This window comes from Pseudoalteromonas sp. SR41-8 (assembly GCF_014163915.1).
In the GTDB taxonomy this organism is placed as follows: domain Bacteria; phylum Pseudomonadota; class Gammaproteobacteria; order Enterobacterales; family Alteromonadaceae; genus Pseudoalteromonas; species Pseudoalteromonas rhizosphaerae.
Genome location: NZ_JACJEE010000003.1, coordinates 140,869 through 156,980 on the forward strand (window position 1 = coordinate 140,869; position 16,112 = coordinate 156,980).

Annotated in this window: 15 protein-coding genes and 5 tRNA genes; 3 read left to right on the plus strand and 17 right to left on the minus strand. The window is 40.7% G+C overall.

Features of this window, described 5'->3' with window-relative positions; genetic code table 11:
- Positions 1–12 precede the first annotated feature (12 nt).
- The 15 genes from H5162_RS03505 to H5162_RS03575 form a co-directional block, all read right to left on the minus strand.
- Positions 13–88, minus strand: a tRNA-Lys gene (locus tag H5162_RS03505).
- 71 nt (positions 89–159) lie between these two features.
- Positions 160–235 (minus strand) — tRNA-Lys (locus tag H5162_RS03510).
- A 71-nt stretch (positions 236–306) separates the two neighbouring features.
- Positions 307–382 (minus strand) — tRNA-Lys (locus tag H5162_RS03515).
- An 82-nt stretch (positions 383–464) separates the two neighbouring features.
- Positions 465–540: transfer RNA gene (locus H5162_RS03520), tRNA-Lys, on the minus strand.
- 168 nt (positions 541–708) lie between these two features.
- Entirely contained in the window at positions 709–1,452 is a 744-nt protein-coding gene (gene ybgF / locus H5162_RS03525; protein WP_182730648.1) for a tol-pal system protein YbgF, read from the minus strand.
- Positions 1,453–1,464: 12 nt separating this feature from the next.
- Positions 1,465–2,007: a peptidoglycan-associated lipoprotein Pal gene (gene pal, locus H5162_RS03530; RefSeq protein WP_182759357.1), complete on the minus strand. Its 543-nt coding sequence runs from the start codon at positions 2,005–2,007 to the stop codon at positions 1,465–1,467.
- Between the two features lie 35 nt (positions 2,008–2,042).
- Entirely contained in the window at positions 2,043–3,401 is a 1,359-nt protein-coding gene (gene tolB / locus H5162_RS03535) for a Tol-Pal system beta propeller repeat protein TolB (RefSeq protein WP_145233096.1), read from the minus strand.
- A 9-nt stretch (positions 3,402–3,410) separates the two neighbouring features.
- Positions 3,411–4,337 carry a cell envelope integrity protein TolA gene (gene tolA, locus H5162_RS03540; protein WP_145233095.1) on the minus strand — a complete coding sequence of 309 codons (927 nt, stop codon included), beginning with the start codon at positions 4,335–4,337 and terminating at the stop codon, positions 3,411–3,413.
- Position 4,338: 1 nt separating this feature from the next.
- Complete coding sequence (gene tolR / locus H5162_RS03545; RefSeq protein ID WP_145233094.1) at positions 4,339–4,773, minus strand: protein TolR; 435 nt, start codon at positions 4,771–4,773, stop codon at positions 4,339–4,341.
- Complete coding sequence (tolQ, locus tag H5162_RS03550) at positions 4,760–5,464, minus strand: protein TolQ (RefSeq protein WP_145233093.1); 705 nt, start codon at positions 5,462–5,464, stop codon at positions 4,760–4,762. Before tolQ ends, tolR begins: the two co-directional genes overlap by 14 nt.
- 947 nt (positions 5,465–6,411) lie before the next feature.
- On the minus strand, positions 6,412–7,419 hold the full coding sequence (gene ruvB / locus H5162_RS03555) for a Holliday junction branch migration DNA helicase RuvB (protein WP_145233092.1): 1,008 nt from the start codon (positions 7,417–7,419) through the stop codon (positions 6,412–6,414).
- A gap of 7 nt (positions 7,420–7,426) precedes the next feature.
- A complete protein-coding gene (gene ruvA / locus H5162_RS03560) occupies positions 7,427–8,044 on the minus strand; it encodes a Holliday junction branch migration protein RuvA (protein WP_145233091.1) in 618 nt (205 codons plus the stop codon).
- Position 8,045: 1 nt separating this feature from the next.
- On the minus strand, positions 8,046–8,570 hold the full coding sequence (gene ruvC / locus H5162_RS03565) for a crossover junction endodeoxyribonuclease RuvC (protein ID WP_145233090.1): 525 nt from the start codon (positions 8,568–8,570) through the stop codon (positions 8,046–8,048).
- A 121-nt stretch (positions 8,571–8,691) separates the two neighbouring features.
- Positions 8,692–11,193, minus strand: coding sequence for an ABC transporter permease (locus H5162_RS03570; protein ID WP_182777669.1), 2,502 nt, complete (start codon positions 11,191–11,193; stop codon positions 8,692–8,694).
- Positions 11,183–11,896, minus strand: coding sequence for an ABC transporter ATP-binding protein (locus tag H5162_RS03575; RefSeq protein WP_145233088.1), 714 nt, complete (start codon positions 11,894–11,896; stop codon positions 11,183–11,185). Before H5162_RS03575 ends, H5162_RS03570 begins: the two co-directional genes overlap by 11 nt.
- On the opposite strand from H5162_RS03575, the gene H5162_RS03580 reads away from it, so the two are divergent.
- The 3 genes from H5162_RS03580 (at position 11,897) to H5162_RS03590 (ending at position 13,276) form a co-directional block, all read left to right on the plus strand.
- A complete protein-coding gene (locus H5162_RS03580) occupies positions 11,897–12,517 on the plus strand; it encodes an arylesterase (protein ID WP_182734296.1) in 621 nt (206 codons plus the stop codon).
- A gap of 106 nt (positions 12,518–12,623) precedes the next feature.
- Positions 12,624–12,700 (plus strand) — tRNA-Pro (locus H5162_RS03585).
- 165 nt (positions 12,701–12,865) lie between these two features.
- On the plus strand, positions 12,866–13,276 hold the full coding sequence (locus H5162_RS03590; RefSeq protein ID WP_182777671.1) for a hypothetical protein: 411 nt from the start codon (positions 12,866–12,868) through the stop codon (positions 13,274–13,276).
- Here the strand turns inward: H5162_RS03590 and H5162_RS03595 are convergent.
- Positions 13,273–15,762 (minus strand): host specificity factor TipJ family phage tail protein, encoded by a 2,490-nt coding sequence (locus H5162_RS03595; protein ID WP_182777673.1) that lies wholly within the window; start codon positions 15,760–15,762, stop codon positions 13,273–13,275. The two genes, H5162_RS03590 and H5162_RS03595, sit on opposite strands and share 4 nt — an antisense overlap.
- Entirely contained in the window at positions 15,746–16,087 is a 342-nt protein-coding gene (locus H5162_RS03600) for a hypothetical protein (protein WP_182777675.1), read from the minus strand. The genes H5162_RS03595 and H5162_RS03600 overlap by 17 nt, the downstream gene beginning before the upstream one ends.
- Positions 16,088–16,112: the final 25 nt, after the last annotated feature.

The window sequence follows — 16,112 nt, forward strand, 5'->3', positions numbered from 1 at the left end:
ACGAATAAAGAATGGTGGGTCATGATGGACTTGAACCATCGACCAATGGATTAAAAGTCCACTGCTCTACCAACTGAGCTAATGACCCGCTCTGATGTGCCTAAGCACGCTGCGTAGATCCGCCGATTATAACCACTCTACTATTCTACGAATAAAGAATGGTGGGTCATGATGGACTTGAACCATCGACCAATGGATTAAAAGTCCACTGCTCTACCAACTGAGCTAATGACCCGCTCTGATGTGCCTAAGCACGCTGCGTAAATCCGCCGATTATAACCACTCTACTATTCTACGAATAAAGAATGGTGGGTCATGATGGACTTGAACCATCGACCAATGGATTAAAAGTCCACTGCTCTACCAACTGAGCTAATGACCCGCTCTGCTGTTGCAACTAAATGCAACCAAACACTAATACGTAAATCCGCCGATAAAAGACCATTCTATAACTTACTAATGAATGGTGGGTCATGATGGACTTGAACCATCGACCAATGGATTAAAAGTCCACTGCTCTACCAACTGAGCTAATGACCCGCTCTTTTTGCCGCAATTTGAGTGGTTGAACCATTCGTTTGCTGCGGGCGCTTATAATACTTATTTAAAAAATGAGTGCAACAGAAAATGTCTCTTTTTTTAAGTTTTTATGTCTAGCTGACCAATTTTAGACCGCTTATGACAAAAAGCAGTCTAATCAAGCTGATTCTACATTTTTGAAAGGCGATCAGTGGCCAATTTTGCAGCAGTTGTACTTGGGTATTGGTTAAGCAGATCCTGAAAGGTTTTTGATGCTTGATCGGCTAAACCTTGCTCTTGCAATAAAGTTCCAAGCTTTAACATTGCATCTGGACGCTTATTTGAATTTGGAAATTCATTTACAACAACTTTAAAATGTTCCGATGCTTTTACTGCATCATTTTTAATTGTCAGCAATTGCCCTAACCAATAATGAGCGTTGGACGCATAAACAGAATTTGGATACGTTGTTAAAAACGTTTGAAACTCTGGAATTGCCTGATCGTAGCGCTTGTCCTTCATAATTAATGCCACTGCACGCTCGTAAGCCTCATTCTCAGACAGATCCGAACTAATAGCTTGCGATGCAACAGGCTCTGCATATTGCTCTGTACTGGGTTGCGAGTAAGCTTGGCTCACGCGATTTTCAATTTCTTGATACAGCTCACGTTGGCGTTGCAGTACTTTCTCAAGCTTATAGGTCTGTTCTTCGGTGATCCCGCGAACTTGACTCACTTCATCTTGCAGCATATTTAGCTGTTGCTGTAACTCAACTTGTAATAAATTTCTCGACTGCATCATACTTTCAAGGGCAGCAAGGCGTTTTTCTATACTCGATTGTGAACTCGCAGCTTCTGAAACAGGAGCGGGAGCAGCCCAAACTTGGGTGCTCCCGCTCAATATCATGGCTGCCAAAATAATTTTCGGCTTCATAATGTCTCTAATTTAGTAAACTAGTACCGCACGGCGGTTTTTAGCGAAAGCAGATTCAGTGCGTGATTTAACCATCGGCTTTTCTTCACCGTAGCTCACTACTGACATTTGGCTTGCAGAAACACCTAAACTTTGAAGGTATTTTTCAACTGCTTGGCCACGATGCTCACCCAATGCGATATTGTACTCAGGTGTACCACGCTCATCTGCATGACCTTCAATTAGTACTTTAACTGATGGATTCTTTACTAAAAACTCAGCATGAGCTCGAAGTAATTCACCGTACTGACCTTGAATCGTCGCTTTATCAAAATCAAAGTAAATTACTTGCTCTTGACGTAATGCTTCGTATTTTTGAGTGAGTTCTTCTTGTGCTTTTTGATCAGGTGTTAATGTTGCCACTTCAACAGTGTCATTATTAGCTGTTTGCTCAACTGTCGCTTGATTTGATTGATTTGCTGCACCTTCGTCGATATCTGAAGATGAGCTACAAGCTGCTAGAGTCATAACAGGCACAGCAATTAGCAGGCCTTTAAGTATTTTATTAAGTTGCATTGAGTAGATTCCTATATTGAGTAAACCAGCAAATATTACTGTAAATAAGGCGACCACGCGGGTGCCTTTACTTGTCCATTTAGCACAGGTAAACGTGCTTTAAAACGACCGTCCATTGATACCAGCGCTAGTACCTGCTTATTATTATGTAGCGTGCTATAAATAATCATCGAGCCATTAGGTGCGATACTCGGTGATTCATCTAGACGCGTTCGAGTTAATACTTGAAACGCTCCAGTAGCCAGCTCTTTCTTAGCAAGATGGTACTGCCCGTTAGTACGGTTAACCATCACTAATTCTTTGCCATCAGGGGTAATAGAACCTGCTAGATTCATATCACCATCAAAGGTCATTCGTTGTGACCTACCTGTTTGTAAATTTAACTTATAAATCTGAGCATTACCACCCCTTTCCGAGGTAAACACGATATCTTGACCATTCGGATGCCAAGACGGTTCAGTATCTATACTACGGTGGCGAGTAAGGCGTGTTTCTTTACGTGTAGCTAAATCTAACATATACACTTCTGTGGCACCGTTTCTGTCTTTTGACAGTACTAATAATAGTTTTTTACCGTCAGGTGAAAACTGTGGCGCACCATTGATACCTTGATGGCTGGTAATGATTTCACGCTTACCAGTGTATAAATCTTGCATATAGATTTGGCTTTGACGATTTTCAAACGTCACATAAGCTAATTTAGTACCATCAGGTGACCATGCTGGAGACATTAACGGCTCTTGTGAGCGTAATAAAACTTGTTCATTAAACCCATCGTAATCAGCAACAACAAGCTGATAAGGTTTTGGTTCGTCATCACGCACAATGACGTAAGCAATTTTTGTTAAAAAGGCACCGCGCTCACCGGTAAGTTTTTCATAAATAACATCACTAATACGATGAGCGTAGCGTCTAAACCCAGATTCGCTTATCACACTTTCGCGTGCTTCTTGAACGTGATCTTGATTTTTAACTAATTTACCATTGCTCATCATTTGCGTTTCACCGCCGGTGATTTGGCCGCGGATAACATCAACTAGTTCATAACGTACCAAATAACGGCCATCTGTTTGCTGTTCAACTTCACCAACTAAAATTGCTTCAACACCCTTATTTACCCACGCACCATAATCTATATCTGCATTTTTGCTGGGCAGCTGTGGCATTTCGTCAACACTAATTGGTTTAAATTTACCACTGCGCATCAAATCGGCAGCAATAACATCACTGAGCTTTTGTGGAATTGGCCCAACACCTTTATATTTAAAAGGGATGATGGCTATAGGGCGTGCACTATCAACTCCTTCTGTTATGACTATTTCAAGCGCAGCATTTGCAACACTGGTAAAGCCAAGAACTAAAATTAAACAAACTGTTTTCAACTGATTGAACATATAATTCCTTTAAAATTGTGGCTTGATCGTTAAGTTAATATTTTTTAATTGCTCAAACACGTCTTGATCTTTAGATACCGGCAGTGTTTCAGCCATACGAACCGCCCTTAGCGCCGCTTCGCATACTAACTTATCACCACCTAAAGATTTCACTTGTGTGACCAGACCATTAAAACCTAAGCGAATATTCACACGGCATTGTTGGTTTTTCATTTTTTCATCAATTAATAAATTTTGCTGAATACGCGCCATAATTAATGCTTTGTATTTATCAACCTCAGTGCCGACCTGTTGCTGACGCAATTTATTTCGCGCGGCTTGCTCTGTGGCTAACTGCTCTTGCAGCATTTGCTCTTGTAATGCTTTTTGACGCGCCTCTTCAGCAGCTTCTGCGCGTTTTTTAGCGGCTAACTCTTCACGTTTACGGTCGTCTTCGGCTTTTTTTAATGCCTCTTCTGCCTGTTTACGTTTCTCAGCTGCAGCTTTTGCAGCTAACTCAGACGCTTCTTTTTGCTTTTCAGCCTGCTGCGCTTTTTCACGTTCTTTTTGCTCTATTTCACGCGCTTTTTTAGCCTGTGCTTGCGCTTGTGCCGTTTCTTTCTCTTTTGCTCGGCGCTCTTGCTCTAGCTTCTTAATTCGACGATCTTCAGCTTCACGTTGTTTACGTGCATCAGATGCTCGGCGCTCTAAATCACGAATGCGTTTATCTTCAGCACGTTTTTTATCATCTTCTTTGCGTTTCAACTCAGCAATTTTTTGTTCAACCATTTTCTGGTCAACAGTCACTGCTGAAACAGCATTTTCAGCATCAGGCATAGCCTTGTTCAAGGTGACTTCCATTACTTTAGGCGGTGAAGTATGAAAACTCGCGGTTCCTACCAGAACGCCTATTATAGCGAGGTGCAATAACACTGATTTTAATACTGAAGCACCCATATTAGTTTTTATTCCCTTCAAACGACTCAGTCATTAATCCAACTGAAGGTACACCGGCATTTTTTAAGAAATCCATCAATAATAATACTTCTTGATACGATACTTTACCTGAGCCTTTGATCATCACTGGAGTTTCTGGGTTTTTCATCAGTTGCAACTTAATAACAGCGGCAACATCTAATGCTTCCATCGGTTCTTCTGGATCAGTACCAATACTGACATAGTACTTACCTTGTGCATCAATTGAAGCAATGATCGGTGGCGTATCTTTAGTATCGACTAAATCTGATTCTTCCATTTTTGGCAAATCAACTTTAACACCATGAGTGATCAAAGGCGCAGTAGCCATAAAAATAATCAGTAGCACCAGCATTACATCAATGTAAGGAACTACGTTTATCTCTGCAACAGGACGACGCTTCTTACGCTGATACATTCGCTTTTGCCTCTATTTGGGTAGCTGCTTGACGGTGTAAAATATTTGCAAACTCTTCCATAAAGTTAATGTAGTTAGATTCTAGCTTTTCAACTCTATTAGCAAAACGGTTGTATGCAATAACCGCAGGAATAGCTGCGAATAACCCCATAGCTGTTGCAATAAGCGCTTCAGCTATACCTGGGGCAACCATTTGCAAGGTTGCTTGCTTAACTTCGCCTAACGCGATAAAGGCATTCATAATGCCCCACACAGTCCCAAACAAACCAATGTAAGGACTGATAGACCCCACTGTTGCTAAAAACGATAAACTTGATTCTAATTTTTCGATTTCACGAGATAACGCAACTCGCATTGAACGATGCGTCCCTTCCATTACAATGCTAGCACTTTGAAAAGAGTTTTTCTTATGGCGAGCAAACTCTTTAAAGCCTGCTATAAATAATGCTTCAACGCCGGTTGAGCTACCGCTACGCGATGAGATCTCATTGTAGAGTTTACTTAAATCAATGCCTGACCAAAATTTTTGCTCAAATCGCTTAGTATTGGATAATGCATCTGAAATTGCTTTTTTGCGCTGAAAAATAATTGCCCATGACATCACTGACATACCTACTAATGCCAGCATAACTAATTGCACAAGAAAACTTGCTTCTAGAATTAAATCTAAAAAATTAAGCCCTGAACCCACATTAAACTCCTAATAAGATTTCTTGTATAAATAACATTTCATTATACGCTAGGTATATGACCGAAAAAATGGCCAAAAGTTGCAACTAGTGTATCGATTCAGCTCAGTACTGACAACGCTATTGCTGTGAATTAGCAACAAAAAACGTTGAAGAGCAGGCTGACACCATTTTTATAACCTTATTAGTCAATCTTAACGCAACTATTTAAGACTGGGCTGTTAAGGTAAATACATGCTGCGGTGCTTATTTATAAACAAAAACTGTGTAAAACACCCCGTTTATTCACTCTTAATGAATAAACAAGCATAATTGACTGTAAGCATGGTCAATGCAACAGTTTAACTAATCTATAAAAAAAACACTCAAACAAATAAAACATCACAAATTCAACAAATTAATATATTACCGTGAACTTTATGAACAAAAATAAAGCGTTCATAAAAATCTTGCTATTAGTTTTTTTTATCTGAAAATTAAATTTTTCTAGTTTGAACAAAAACCAACTATTGCGTATTATTCTCCCATACCGAGCTAGCGCAGCAATGAATACTTCATTCAGCCCAGTTCTTTGCAATATGATTCTGATTTTTCGTATTGCTATGCTTAAAGTCTTCTTGATAAAACTTGATGAATTTAAGCAGTGTTACTTAGATTACTTCCTTCAACTTGTTGTTTGCCCGCATTTTATGCGGGCTTTTTTTTGTCTGCAAATCACGCACAGCACTACCTCGCTATGGCGCATACAATATCGTTTACAAACTTAACAGCATGTGAATTGTATTAGCCCAAATAACTAAATAATCTAAACTTTAAGTAATATGCTAATCACGCGATTAACTTAAACACAGCAAAATAGACATTTGAATAGTGGCTAAAAGAACAGTATAGAAGATGTGAGAGGTGAGTTTGCAGCCATACGCACGCATACAGCTACAATAAATGTACTTTATTCTTGTTTGGGTAATAAGCCAAAGTGATGATAGGCGTTATCAGACACAATACGCCCTCTTGGCGTACGTTGGATAAATCCTTGCTGGATGAGGTAAGGCTCGATCACATCTTCAATGGTTTCTTTTTCTTCACCGATAGCGGCGGCTAAGTTGTCTAACCCTACCGGACCCCCCATAAACTTTTCAATGATCGCGAGTAAATATTTACGGTCCATATAATCAAAGCCGCTTTTATCGACATCAATCATATTAAGTGCCAGCTCTGCCACTTCGGCATTTACAGTACCGTCTGATTTAACTTGCGTGTAATCTCGTACCCGGCGTAATAATCGATTAGCGATACGTGGCGTACCACGAGAGCGTTTAGCAATTTCAATGGCACCTTCATCACACATGGCTAAATTTAAATAATGAGCAGAACGCCCCACTATAGTCGATAAATCTGCCACCGAATAAAACTCTAAACGCTGCACAATACCAAAACGGTCTCTAAGTGGTGAAGTTAACGAGCCTGCGCGAGTGGTTGCGCCAATTAAGGTAAAAGCGGGTAAATCGAGCTTAATGGAACGAGCTGCAGGCCCTTCACCAATCATTAAATCGAGTTGATAATCTTCCATTGCAGGATAGAGTATTTCTTCAACTTGCGGGCTTAGCCTATGTATTTCATCAATAAAAAGTACATCGCCTTCTTCTAAATTGGTCAGTAGTGCGGCTAAATCACCGGCTTTTTCAAGCACTGGGCCCGAGGTTGTTTTAATACTGACATTTAGCTCATTGGCAACAATGTTTGCTAGTGTGGTTTTCCCCAAACCCGGCGGACCAAATATTAATAAATGATCAAGCGCTTCACCCCGACTACGTGCAGCTTCTATAAATATTTCCATTTGCTGTTTAACATGGGGCTGACCAGTATAATCGGCTAATAGTTTTGGTCTAATCGCGCGATCGACTACATCTTCATTACTTTGTTCAGTCGCATCTATTAAACGATCCGCTTCAATCATGGTTTACTCACAACATTGATTTTAGAGATTCTTTGATCAGAACCTCTGTAGACATACCAGGCTTGGCCACTGATTTTACTGTTTTTTGTGCTTGCGCCAATTTATAACCTAATGACACTAACGCAGAGATTGCATCATCTGCCGCATTATTAGCAATAAGTGCGTCAGAGGCGGGCTCTATAACTGCATTATCACTAAATGGCGTGAATAAGTCATTACCCCAATCTTTTAATCGGTCTTTCATTTCAAGTACCAGGCGCTCTGCGGTTTTTTTACCCACACCTGGCAGTTTCACTAAACTGGTGGCATCTTCGTTATTCACACAGCTAACAAATTGCTTAGCCGACATCCCTGAAAGTATTGCTAATCCGAGCTTTGGCCCAACGCCATTGGCTTTTAATAGCTCTCTAAATAATGCTCGCTCAATTTTATTATTAAAGCCAAATAATAACTGGGCGTCTTCTCTTACTACAAAATGAGTATACACAATGGCATTTTCGCCAATGTTTGGTAAATCATAAAAACACGTCATCGGCATGTTAACTTCGTAACCAACACCGCTTACTTCAAGCAAAATTTCTGGCGGTTGTTTTTCTACTAAGATGCCATTTAAGCGACCTATCATGTTATTTCCTTAATCGTCCTCTAACGGTTTTACTGGCACTGCCCGCTAGTTTTATTAAATTTTGATCGGAATGAGCATGGCATATCGCAATGGCTAATGCATCGGCTGCATCCGCTTGCGGTGTGCCTGGCAATTTTAAAATATTTTTAACCATATGCTGCACTTGCGATTTATCGGCACCACCGTGCCCTACCACCGCTTGTTTAATTTGCCGCGCCGAGTATTCAAACACCGGTAACTCAGCCATTGCCGCACCAACAATTGCAGCTCCTCTGGCTTGGCCTAATTTAAGAGCTGAATCAGGATTATGCGCCATAAATACTTTTTCAATGGCAAAATGATCGGGAGAGAATTGTTCGATTAGTTGACTGATCCCCTGATAAATCATTTTTAATCGAATAGGAAACTCGTGATCGGCCAGTTTTATACAACCGCTGCCTAAATAAGTAAATTTAGCACCTTGATGGGCAATCACCCCATAACCGGTTAATCGTGAGCCAGGATCAATCCCTAAAATAATAGCCAATACTTGCCCAATCAGTGTAAATAGTTAAGTACGCTAATAATGCCAGAGCACTGTATAAATTACCAGTGCATTATTGGCATAAAAAAGCCCGTAAAAACGGGCTTGTTTACTTGCTAACCTTTTAGGCTAAAGAGCGTAGTAACCCTTGGGTATTTTTACGCATGGTTCTAGCTATCATAAAGTAGCCCAGTGATGCCACAAACACACCACCCACTAATGGTCCAATAAGCCAAATATGCGGGTGCAGCTTACCTGCTAAGTCAAACATCTCACGTTGCACTATTAATAAAGCCACATCACTGACCAACGCAGCGACAAAACCAGCAGCGCTGCCCAGCAATAAAAACTCATATAAAGTGGCATTTTTTATTAGCCGCCCTTTGGCGCCTAAGGTACGCAATATGACAATTTCCTGCATCCGTTCACCAAGGCTTGCTTGCACTTGCGAAATTAAAACCAAGCCACCACACATCACCACTATCGCCAGTACAAATCCAATTGCCAGCGATACTTGCGAAATAGTAGAACGTATTTGTTTGACAAAGCTGTCAACGTCGATGGCGTTGATTGTCGGGTAGGCACGTAGTAGCTCACTAAAATCGCGTTTTTGCTCGGCTTCGATACGCACTGATGAAATATACGTCGCAGGAAAATCAGCCAGTACATCAGGGCTTAATATAATAAAGAAATTAGGCTTTAAAGTAGCCCAATTAACTTTACGAACACTGGTGATTTTGGCATCAAATGACTGGGCGCCAATCAAAAATGTTAGCGTATCACCCAGTTTCACATCTAAACGTTCTAGCATAGATTCTTCGATGGATACCTCAGCGGTGGCATTGTCGCCAAACCACTGCCCGTCTATGATCTCATTTTGCACAGGGACTTGCTCTAACCATGTAAGATTTAGCTCACGGCCAATACCTGCGCGTGCTTCTTCGTCTTTCTTCTCGTTGTCTTGCAATGAGACTTCGCGAGCAACTAATTCACCGTTAACAGCGTTTACGCGACCACGAATAGTCGGATAGAACTCAGATACTTGAATATTTTTTTGCTCTAAAAAGCTTGTTACGTCTGGCAATTCAGTTTCGGTTATATTGACTAAAAAAGCATTCGGCGCGTCGCTTGGAAGTTGCGATTGCCAATCTGCGATCATATCGTTTTTCAGCACCACTAAAAATAACAATAGCTTTATTGCCAACGAAAAACTGATCAACTGTACCGCATTAGCATTGGCACGTTTTTGCAACGAAGCAATCGCTAATGACCAACTATTCCCCGGGCGCAATCCTAGTTTACGTCCGCTGCCAAAGATTAACCGCGATAATACAAATAGTATTGCAATCAAAATTAAAGTGGAGACAAACAAAATAGCGGTAATTTTAAGGTTATTACTAAACAACCACATTAATAAAAAGACTGTTAAGCCCGACATCGCTAAATGCACTTTACTTACTAATAGCTTATCGCCTAAGTTACGGCGTAATACCCTAAGCGGTGGAATATCAAATAAATCTAATAACGGCTTGATTGAAAACATCACCGCACAGATAACGCCAGTACTAATCGCCACAAACCACGGTTTTATACCCGCAGCAGGAAGAGTATTGTTCATTGATTTAGCTAAATAACTAGTAGCTATCTCTTGTAAACCATAGCCAATGGCTAAGCCAAGTATGACCGACAAAGCACACACCAGTGATAAATGCAGTAAGTAAATTTTGCGAATTGTCGATCGGCTACCACCTAAGGTTTTCATCATCGCAACTGGGTCATATTGGCGTTCGCAATAACGCTTTGCAGACACGGCAATCGCCACCGCCGCTAAAATAATGCCCAATAATCCCGCTAATAATAGAAAGCTTTCAGCGCGGTTTAAGCTATTTGCAATCGGCGACTGTCTGTCTTTAACACCATACCATTGCTGATTTTCTTTCATTTGTGGTTTTAGCCAGCTATAAAAGTCAGTAAGGTTACTCTCATCCCCTGCATACAACTGACGGTAAAAAACACGGCTGCCCGGCTGGATCACTTCAGTTTTGTCTACATCTTGGTTATTTAACAACACACGACGACTACTTGAAAAAATATTAAATGGCGCATCTGGCTCTTCCACCAATACTTTTTCAATATTAAATTGCGCAGCGCCAAGCTCAACCGTATCACCTACTTTTACATTTAGTGCATAAAATACCGATTCACTAAACCACACATTACCAACAGTTGGCCCTTGCGTAGCCACTTCAACCTCGCCGGTTAAGCTGCTTTTAACTTTTAGTTCGCCCTTAAGTGGGTAATGCTCAGACACCGCTTTTACTGAGCTTAATTGCATTTCGTCATTAGCAAACAACATAGTATCAAAGTAAGTGAGCTGTGCGGTTTGTAAGTTGTATTCGCCTGCTGTTGTTAAATATTCACCCGGTAATTCATGGTTGCTTGCCAGCACGCGATCAGCGGCAATAAAGGCACTGCTTTTTTGTGCAATGCTTTGCCCTATGCGATCAGTCACCATAGAAAGCGTTAGTACTGTTAATACTGCCAACGCTATGGCCGAACAAATCACCGTGAGTTCACCACGGCGAAATTCACGGCTAAATAATTTTAATGCTAATTTAACCCACATTCGCCACAGCCTCATTGGTATTTTTAACTAATTGACCCGCTTCAATTTGTAACACATGCTGGCACTTTGCTGCTAACGCCTCGTCATGTGTGACTAAAATCAACGTCGTGCCATGAAGCTGATTAAGCTCGAATAACAGTGACTCAATTAACTTACCATTTTTGCTATCAAGATTTGCTGATGGCTCATCGGCGAATAAAATCTTTGGTGTGCCAATAAATGCGCGAGCAATCGCTACACGCTGCTGCTCACCACCAGACAATTGCGACGGATAATGCTCAATTCGATGACTTAAACCTACTTTTTCCAGTAGATCGAGTGCTTGTTGCTTGGCATTTTTTTCACCAGCGAGCTCTGCCGGTAACATCACATTCTCAAGTGCTGTTAAACTCTGTACCAACATAAATGATTGAAATACAAAACCGACTTTTGCAGCTCTTAATGCCGCACGCGCTTCTTCATCAAGTTCATGCAGTGGCTCACCATCTAAATAAATTGATCCCTGAGTCGATTGATCCAACCCTGCGAGCAAACTTAATAAAGTTGATTTACCTGAACCTGAGGTACCAACTACAGCAACTGAGTCTCCAGACTTGACATTAAAGGTGATGTCACTGAGGATGGGCAAATCCCCTTCAAGGGTATTAACCGTTTTAGAAAGACCTTTAACCTGAATGATATTTAATTGAGATAGCGCTGACATATGATGTATTCAATCCTACGTTTTATTTTCGTTTTACTATTAGTAATCAAACCACTTAGTGCGGCAGCTGACAACACAATTTTAATTTTAGGTGATAGTTTAAGCGCCGCCTACGGCTTAAAACAAGAGCAAGGCTGGGTTAAACTGTTACAAGATAAGTACGACAACGAGCAAGCACCAATCCAACTTATCAATGCCAGTATCAGTGGCGAAACCACCGGTGGCGCACTGCGTCGTTTAGACGCCCTACTTAATGAGTTTCAACCGAGCCATGTACTTATAGAGCTTGGTGGTAACGACGGGCTGCGTGGCTTTCCAATTAAACGCCTAAAAGAAAACCTAGCCAGTTTAGTGAGCAAGAGCAAACAAGCTGATGCCAAAGTAGCGATTATGGAAATACACATCCCGCCTAACTATGGGCCACGTTATACCGGATTATTTACCGCTAGTTTTGCTGAGATTGCCGGTGCCACAAACAGCCATTTAATGCCATTTTTTATCTTGAATGTCGCTGCTGATAATAGCCTGATGCAAAACGACAACATACACCCTAACAAAACTGCTCAACCTATACTACGAGATGTGATGTATAAATCGATCAATGACTGGATAAATAACTAAACATCCTCATAAAATGATTTATTTCACTCAGTACGTGCAATAAATGTTCAAACAAACAAAAGCTTATTGATTTTTGAAAAAATATACGTACTATTGCTTGCAACGTCGGTATGTAGCGCAGCTTGGTAGCGCACTGTCATGGGGTGGCAGGGGTCGAGAGTTCGAATCTCTCCATACCGACCATTACTTCCCCTTTAATATCCTGCACTTACATTAAATTTAAAGCTAACTTCTAAAAAACCATTTGTACTAGATTTGTATTATCTTTGTATTATTATTTTTTAAACACTTTCAAGTTCCCATTTTTATCATTAGTATTACTTATCACACTTCAAAATGTTTGGTTTTATGATATTGATCTCTCAAAGTTTAAGTGAGAAAAAGTTTAGACTCAAAAATGGCGAGCATATTGTCTTAGATGCTCGGAATAGATTAAGTATCAGGGTTAGTTTATTTGAGACTTCTGATGAACTAGGCTCTTTTGATTTTGATTTCATTGAAGATGGCAAAAATAAATTTTATAAATTAACAAACATGTTTCTCGATCTTATTGGAGGCTATACAGGCTTAGGAATAGGACGCCAATGTTTGCTCTTCTTTAAAGAGACAACAGAACATCCTGTCTTCAGTGGATATGAAACAGGCTTAGATTCAGAAGACAATAGCCAACTTACTGGTGATGGACCAAGCTTCATAAATAAAATGTTAATTGAGGGAATCATTCAAGGTCAAACCAACTTAGTAAAACAAAAAAGCTAAACAGCTAGGCTGTCATCATCAAGATAAACTCTATCATCGTCTAACTCGGCTGTTACGCTTACTTGCTCAGTTGATGATGGTTTTATGTCGCGGATCAGTACGCCGTTGCACCAACGTTCTTTAATACCAAACATGTACAGTGGTGGTTCTATTGAACCGTCCAGTACTGGGGTAAAATCTAAGTCTGCATCGATTCTTACCTCATTATCGGCATCCCCTGGTGTCGCGTTGTATGGGCCGGATAAAGTGCCGTCTGGTTTTCTTAATGCCAGGATGTGTGATTGTCCTGATTGCCACTCTAAACCTATATGATCAACATAAATTGAACGTCCAGAAACCCCCACTAGAATACCGCTTTGTTCATAACCGGGTATATCGTCTGCCAGTGCACAGAAATCTAGGTAACGTGAATTGAGTGCGTCCATTTCTGTTTTGAAGTCAAAGCGAGTGCGTCTATAGCGGCGAATTCGGCGTTTACGCATACCAATTTGATAGGCTTTATCGCGGTTTGTGACACCAAACGCTCTGACCTTTTCAGGGTTTAAGCCTAAATCACCAGGTAATAAACACATGATTGTTTCTGACTTCCATGTGGTTGGGTCGAAGTACTCGACTTCAATGCCGTCTGGTTCATCGTCATCAATCAATTTTATAGAGCGTTTTAACATACCTACATAGTTATCAGGCTGATACATGTGCCTGTATATTCTTCTCTTTTGATCACGTACAGGAGTGATTTGCCCATAATCTATGGTTGGTTCAGCAAAACCTACGGCGAGCACACGTTTTAATACTTCAAACATGGTGCTTTCACTATCAAACACCGCATTAAACTCATCATTACGGTTGTGCCAAATAGGGTGTAATGCTTCGAGTGCTTGGAGTCCTATTTTACTATCGCTATGCCCTGAACTGCGTATTACATGCGCAAAAAAAGGCGCTATATCTCTTGTTGGCCTTGGAGAGCTCCACACGCCGTTTTCGTATACAGGTAAAATTCGGGTGCCAATTACTTTGAATTTATTCTCCGCAGAGCCGGCTAATGCATTGGTACCACGAATTTTTACTGCAATAGTAGTTAGGCCATCGTAGCTTGTGGCGCTTTGCAACTCAGCTTTTAATGCTGTCCAAAATACATCATCATAAATGCGAGTGTCATCACTGGCGGCTGTTACGCGCTTAACGCGTATTTCAGGGCGCATCAACAATGGCAGTGTAAACGGTATTGTTTTCCCTAACTGGTCATTAGTTGAATTTGAAAATACTTGATCAGGTAACGCTGTCCAGTTTTGCGCACCTTCTGCCCTATACTCAATTCGAACAGTAACACTACGACTTAAAAAATTACCATCATCATCAAGTTCACCAAGACCTTTAGGTAAATAAAAATCTAACCATAACTTATCTGTTAACTCGCCATCAGGACACGCGAAAAAAGGACCGTTAAACTGGCCATCTCCACCACGCTCCTCTGCATCCACCGCTGCGCTAGAGTCATATTCTGTAACAAACTCAGTCCATGTGGGGTCGTCTTGAAATTGACTGTCGACTTTATTTACTTGGCTCCCATTTGAGCTTTTGGCTAATAGCTCATAGTAGCCATCGTTTTGCCCTTCTATAGATCCTGTAATTGTTAGTATTTCACCAACATCAAACGGCGGCACTGTTTTGTAACGAATAGGCCCTATCTCTGGCTCGTATTCAGCCACATACACAACTAACGTGTCGTTTATAAATGTATAAAAGTACGTGCTATTGTTACCACCAGAGCTTGTAACAGCACCTTTAAGCTCAATACCTGTGCTTCCTGATGTTGAGCCAACTTCACTTGATGTAAAAACATTGCGATAAGCTTCGTGGCTCGTTACATTTTCGCTAGGCCTAAAAATCTGATAATCAACATCACCGGTATATCTGCTTACAGGTGTGTCAGCAATAAATATTTCTTCAGGCAATATTTCATAATCACCAACACCAACACATAGCATTAAATAAAGCCATTGCTCGTTATCGATATATTCTCGGCGCGGCATTGTTAAATAATCAGGGTAAATTAAATGCCGACCTGCTCCTTCGGGAATAATCCCCATGAGTTTAGGCTTATTACCCTGTGCATTTACATTATAAATACTACTACCATCTGGGGTTGTTGAATTGTAGTTATCAGGGATCTGATTTGCAGTGTAAACCGCATAACCCACTGCAATAATGGCAATGACTGCATAGGCAATTGTGGCTGGATCTTTTGGTTCAACAATAATACTTACATCGTCATTCTGTGAAAATTGATAGGTTTTCCAGTTTTCTGGGACGAGTATTTTACTATTTACTATTACTGTAAAAAGCGGTTCATCACTTTCAAAGTAAGCAGGTACATTTGTAGTCAGCCAATCATGTAATGTTAGGCCAAGTTCGCATTTACACATTTCCATGACGGAAGGATCTAACTTGTTAGGGTAAACTTTTATATCAACCCACGTATTCATAAAATTTAACCTCAATAAATAAGCGTTTAAAGTCGTCAACGCTAACAATTGACGGACCTTTTCTACGTGATGTGTGTAAAACGGCCAATTGGCCATCAATGTGTTCAACTGTCCCAATGTGAATTAAGTTACCCATTTTAAAACCGCATACAACAGCGCCTGGCTTTGGTTCACATAAAACAAATTGATTAACTATCTGGAAGTAAGCATTAGTGAGGGAATATTTATCGTCTGGGTTAATATGCCCAAACGATTCAAAAAGCGGATTTCCATAACCATAGTGCTGCCGGTGACGAGTTTGCCCCCAACAGTCAAATCCAGACATATCTCGCCCCTCATTCACGTAGGGA

What these genes read in the sequence shown, in the direction of transcription:
- H5162_RS03600 (WP_182777675.1), bottom strand. Translation starts at nt 16,087, where the DNA reads ATGTCTGGATTTGACTGTTGGGGGCAAACTCGTCACCGGCAGCACTAT.
- pal (WP_182759357.1), bottom strand. Translation starts at nt 2,007, where the DNA reads ATGCAACTTAATAAAATACTTAAAGGCCTGCTAATTGCTGTGCCTGTT.
- tolA (WP_145233095.1), bottom strand. Translation starts at nt 4,337, where the DNA reads ATGGGTGCTTCAGTATTAAAATCAGTGTTATTGCACCTCGCTATAATA.
- H5162_RS03570 (WP_182777669.1), bottom strand. Translation starts at nt 11,193, where the DNA reads ATGTGGGTTAAATTAGCATTAAAATTATTTAGCCGTGAATTTCGCCGT.
- H5162_RS03590 (WP_182777671.1), top strand. Translation starts at nt 12,866, where the DNA reads ATGATATTGATCTCTCAAAGTTTAAGTGAGAAAAAGTTTAGACTCAAA.
- ruvA (WP_145233091.1), bottom strand. Translation starts at nt 8,044, where the DNA reads ATGATAGGTCGCTTAAATGGCATCTTAGTAGAAAAACAACCGCCAGAA.
- H5162_RS03595 (WP_182777673.1), bottom strand. Translation starts at nt 15,762, where the DNA reads ATGAATACGTGGGTTGATATAAAAGTTTACCCTAACAAGTTAGATCCT.
- ruvB (WP_145233092.1), bottom strand. Translation starts at nt 7,419, where the DNA reads ATGATTGAAGCGGATCGTTTAATAGATGCGACTGAACAAAGTAATGAA.
- tolR (WP_145233094.1), bottom strand. Translation starts at nt 4,773, where the DNA reads ATGTATCAGCGTAAGAAGCGTCGTCCTGTTGCAGAGATAAACGTAGTT.
- H5162_RS03580 (WP_182734296.1), top strand. Translation starts at nt 11,897, where the DNA reads ATGATGTATTCAATCCTACGTTTTATTTTCGTTTTACTATTAGTAATC.
- H5162_RS03575 (WP_145233088.1), bottom strand. Translation starts at nt 11,896, where the DNA reads ATGTCAGCGCTATCTCAATTAAATATCATTCAGGTTAAAGGTCTTTCT.
- ybgF (WP_182730648.1), bottom strand. Translation starts at nt 1,452, where the DNA reads ATGAAGCCGAAAATTATTTTGGCAGCCATGATATTGAGCGGGAGCACC.
- tolB (WP_145233096.1), bottom strand. Translation starts at nt 3,401, where the DNA reads ATGTTCAATCAGTTGAAAACAGTTTGTTTAATTTTAGTTCTTGGCTTT.